Here is a 4,275-nt window from a genome sequence, read left to right as displayed (position 1 = left end):
ACCCGAGGGGAGACTCCCGCGCGGGTCGGGAGCATCCGTCTCGAGCGGGCGGAAGGGCTCCTGAACGTGAAGACGGTTCCGCCGGAGGCCTCCGTGCGGATCGGGACGGAGACCTTCTCCTCTCCGGTCTCGCGGACCGTCCCGGAGGGGAAGTACGTGGTGCGCGCTCTCCTCGACGGATATGAGGCGGACGCGGAGACCGTGTTCGTCGCCGACCGCGGCCGCGCGGATCTCACGATCGAGATGCGGGAGACGCCGGAGCACGCGGCGGCGCGCATCGAGCGGGAGCTTCGCGAGAGGGCCGAGTCGATCCGCTCGTCGAAGTCGAGAGGGAAGAAGGTCTGGACCACGCTCGGAGTTCTCGGCGCCGCGGGCGGGATCGCGGCCGGGGTTGTGATGCAGTCGCAGGCGGACGAGAGCTACGACGCGTACTTGAAGGCGGTGAGTCCGGACGACATCGACGCCGAGTACTCCGACTACGAGAGCAAGCAGAAGCTGAGCCAAGCGGGGTACGCCGCGGGGGGTGTCTTCGCCGCGTTCACACTCTACCAGATCCTTCGCGGGGTCCCGAGCGTGGACGAGATCCTGAGCGATCTCAAGAGGGAACAGGGGCTGAGCAGTGTGTTCGAGCGGGATGCGGACGGGACGCTCCGCGTGGGGATGCGGTTCCCGTTCGGAGGCGAGCGTCATGCGCGCGCGGAGTGAAGCCAAGAGAACCGCGGGGTTCGTTCGAAGGAGCGGGTTCTTCCTCGCCGCCGCGCTCCTCGCGGTCTTCGCGGTCGGCCTTCTCTCCTGCGAGAAGAAGGGGAGGGACAACCCGCTCGATCCGGAGGGCCCGGGGGGCGTGCACGATTTGGCCCTCACCGCCTCGGCCGGGGATTGCCGAATCACGCTCTCGTGGAACGGAGTCCCCGGCGGGCACGTCGCGGGATACCAGTTGTATCGCCGGGACACGACCGCCGGTGGGGCGTTCCGCCAGCTGGTCTCGCTCGGCGGAGGCACGACCTCCTTCGTCGATGTTCGTGTCAAACGCGGACATCAGTACGACTACCTCATCCGCGCGACCGACCGGGACGGCGAGGAGTCGGCGGCTTCTTCGGGCGCGTGGGCGACGATTTCCTCGTCGGGGGAACCGTGTCCCGGTTGGGTGCCCGAGGAATTCGTTCTCCTCAACGCATTTCCTCCTGCGACGTTCACAATGGGGAGTCCGTCTTCGGAGCCGGGCCGGGATTCGGACGAGACGCAGCATCAGGTGACGCTGACGCGCTCGTTCTATGTTTCGCAGTACGAGGTGACGCAGTCGGAGTGGGAGTCGGTGATGGGTTGGAACGAGTCGGATTTTCGGGGTTCGAGTCGTCCGGTGGAGAGGGTGACTTGGTACGATGCGGTGTCGTATTGCAACAAGCGTTCGCAGGCGGAGGGACTCACGCCTGCCTATACGATTACGGGGGCGAGTTATTCGGGGAATCACATCGTATCTGCGACGGTGAGTTGGAACCAGTCGGCGGCTGGGTATCGTTTGCTGACGGAGGCGGAGTGGGAGTATGCGTGCCGGGCGGGGACCCAGACGGCGTTTTGCAACGGGGGGATCACGAATATCTATTGTGACCCTGTCGATCCGAACCTGAATCAGGTGGGTTGGTACTGCGGGAACGCGGGGAGCACGACGCACGATGTGGGGGGGAAGAGTCCGAACGGGTGGGGGCTGTACGACATACACGGGAACGTGTGGGAGTGGTGTTGGGACTGGTACGGATCGTATGGCGGTACGGTGACGGACCCGACGGGTCCCGGCTCCGGCTCCGACCGCGTGGAACGGGGTGGCAGCTGGAACTACGTCGCCCGGAACTGCCGCTCCGCGAATCGGTACGGCAGCACGCCGGACAACCGCTGCTACGACCTCGGTTTTCGTCTCGCGAGGAACGTTCCATGACGCTTTGCGCTTTTACCATTTTACGATTTGCGGGGTTTTTTCCGAGGCCGAGGCCGGCGAGAAGGGCGAAGCCCGAGAGACGGCCGAGGCCCGCGGGATTTATGCACGGAGTGAGGCGGTTCCACCGGGAGGCGGGCGGGGTTTCCGAGCGCGCCGCCGCGAGAAACACAAACGAGAGGAGGGAGAGGCGATGAGAAACGATGTCGGTCGTGGGAGCGCAGGGAGGAAGCGCGGCGTTCCTGTGCTCGGGCTTGCGGCGTTGCTCGTGCTGGGCACGCTCCTCGGGGCATTGGGCGAAGCCCTCGCCCAGGACATCGAGCGGGTGATCGTCCAGATTCGCCAGGGAACGATCGGGGCGAACACGAAGGTCGAGATCTATGGGCGGATAGACAAGTGGCGCCCCGACCCCTCGGGGAACACGTGGGCGTACGAGCTCCGCGACGATTGGGGCGACGGGATCACGGTCATCACGGACAAAGGACTTCCGCCGACCGAGGCGCGCTATCGCGTGACCGGCATCGTGAACCAGGACGCGCAGAGCGGCCAGCTCACCCTCGTCGAGCTCGAACGCGCCGAGCACGGCGACGGCGGGGGCGGCGGGGGCGAGGTCATTCCTCCGATCGATCCGCGCCAGGCGGAGTTCGACAACCTTCTCGGCCAGGCGCAGTCGCTCCTCTCGAACCGCAAGTTCAAGGCCGCGATCCCGCTCTTGCAGCAAGCGATCACCTTGGGGCAGTCGATGACCCGTCCCCCGGCCGGACTTTCCGTCGCGCGTTCGCTCCTCGCCGAGGCCGAAGAAGGGGCGAAGCCTCGCTGGCTCCTCTTCGGTCTCATCGCGGCGGTTGTCGTGGTCGCGGCCGCGCTCGTTCTCGTTCTTCGGAGAAGTTCCCGCGAGCCGGCCACGGATGATTTCGGGGCCGGGATCGTCACGGTGACCGACAAGACCCAGAAGATCACGGCCGCCGTTCCGACCCAGGAGGCGATCCAGGCGGGGACCGTGAAGGTGATGCCCGGACGCTTCGAGGTGAAGGGCGGCGTCGATCTCAAGGAGATCCGCCTCGTCCGTCCGCGCGGCGTGAGCGATCACCAGATCGAGTACACCTTCGGCCGCCTTCAGGGGGACCCGACGCGCCACATTCAGCTTTCCGATCCGACTGTCTCGAGCCGCCAGGCGAGGCTGAAGTACGGAAGCGAGGGCTACACGTTCATCAACATCCCGGATCCGGCGGATCCCGATCGGAACGCCACGCTCTTGAACGGCGCGGCGATGAAGGCGGACGAGCCGCGCGTCCTCAAGGAAGGGGACGTGATCCGGATGGGGACGGTGGAGCTCGTCTATCACAAGGACTGAGCGCGAGCCCGAAGATCGCGTAGGCGGCTCCGGACGATGATCCGGACCGTAATGAGGCGGCCGTGAAGCGGACGGTTCAGTTTCGGACGACGCAGGGGCGTCGCCCGGAGAACGAGGATTTTTGCTGGGGACTGGTTTTCTCTCCAGCGAAGGGATGCGTGCACGCCGCGCTCGTCGTCGCGGACGGAATGGGGGGCGCGCTCGGCGGGGCGCATGCGAGCCGCCGCGCGGCCCTCCTCCTCCGCGATCGGCTCCGGGATCGGCCTCCGCGGCGCGAGGAGCTGGAGCCGTGGCTGGGGGACGCGTTCGAAGAGGCGCACGAAGCGCTTCTTCGGGAGAGCGAAGCGAATCCGTCGCTCCGCGGGATGGGAACGACGCTCGTCGTCGTCTTCGCCACGGAAGACGAGTGGGTCGTCGCGCACGTCGGCGACAGCCGCGCGTACCTTCTCGCCGAGGGACGGATCGAGCCGCTCACGACCGACCACAGCGCCGTGCAGGACGCGATCGACCGCGGCCTCTACACCGCGTCCGAAGCGGCGACGAACCCGGTCGTCCGGACTCTCGCCTCCGCGCTCACGCGCCATCTCGGGGAGAGCGGGAAGCCCTCTCCGGATATTCGAAGAGTTCCTCTCGCGCCGAACTCACTCGTTCTGGCCTGCACGGACGGCCTCACGGGGAACCCCGTCGAGGGGATCGTCGCGCCGGACGAGCTGGTGCAGCATCTCCGGGGGACCCGCGATCTCTCCGATGCGCTCCGCAATCTTCTTAGCCTCGCCTACACGAAAGGGAGCACGGACAACATCACGGTCGGCGTCGTGGAGGCCGGACGGCTCCCGAGGGCGAAGCCGTCGGTTGGACGGCTCCCCGACGTGGAGGCGTTGAGAAAGGAGGAAGGCGTGGCGGGAGAGGGGAACGCGGGTCGAGGCTTGAGCCGCGGCCGGAGGGTCTTGGTGACGCTCCTCTCTCTCTTCCTCGTCGCGGGGATCGGCGG

4 protein-coding genes are annotated in these 4,275 nt (G+C 66.9%); all 4 read left to right on the top strand.

All coding sequences use genetic code 11. The features are described from left to right. Nucleotides 1-705: PEGA domain-containing protein (locus tag FJY88_12290; GenBank protein MBM3288114.1), on the top strand; the 705-nt coding region annotated here is incomplete at its 5' end. Nucleotides 706-1,198: 493 nt separating this feature from the next. Beyond that, nucleotides 1,199-1,933 (top strand): formylglycine-generating enzyme family protein, encoded by a 735-nt coding sequence (locus tag FJY88_12285; protein ID MBM3288113.1) that lies wholly within the window; start codon nucleotides 1,199-1,201, stop codon nucleotides 1,931-1,933. 190 nt (nucleotides 1,934-2,123) lie between these two features. Continuing rightward, nucleotides 2,124-3,284 (top strand): FHA domain-containing protein, encoded by a 1,161-nt coding sequence (locus FJY88_12280; protein ID MBM3288112.1) that lies wholly within the window; start codon nucleotides 2,124-2,126, stop codon nucleotides 3,282-3,284. Between the two features lie 62 nt (nucleotides 3,285-3,346). Further along, a partial coding sequence (locus tag FJY88_12275; GenBank protein ID MBM3288111.1) for a serine/threonine-protein phosphatase occupies nucleotides 3,347-4,275 on the top strand: 929 nt, incomplete at its 3' end.

The sequence above is a fragment of the Candidatus Eisenbacteria bacterium genome (assembly GCA_016867495.1).
Lineage (GTDB): Bacteria > Eisenbacteria > RBG-16-71-46 > CAIMUX01 > VGJL01 > VGJL01.
Note: the sequence above shows the minus strand (reverse complement) of the source record. Positions and strands in the feature narration are given on the sequence as shown.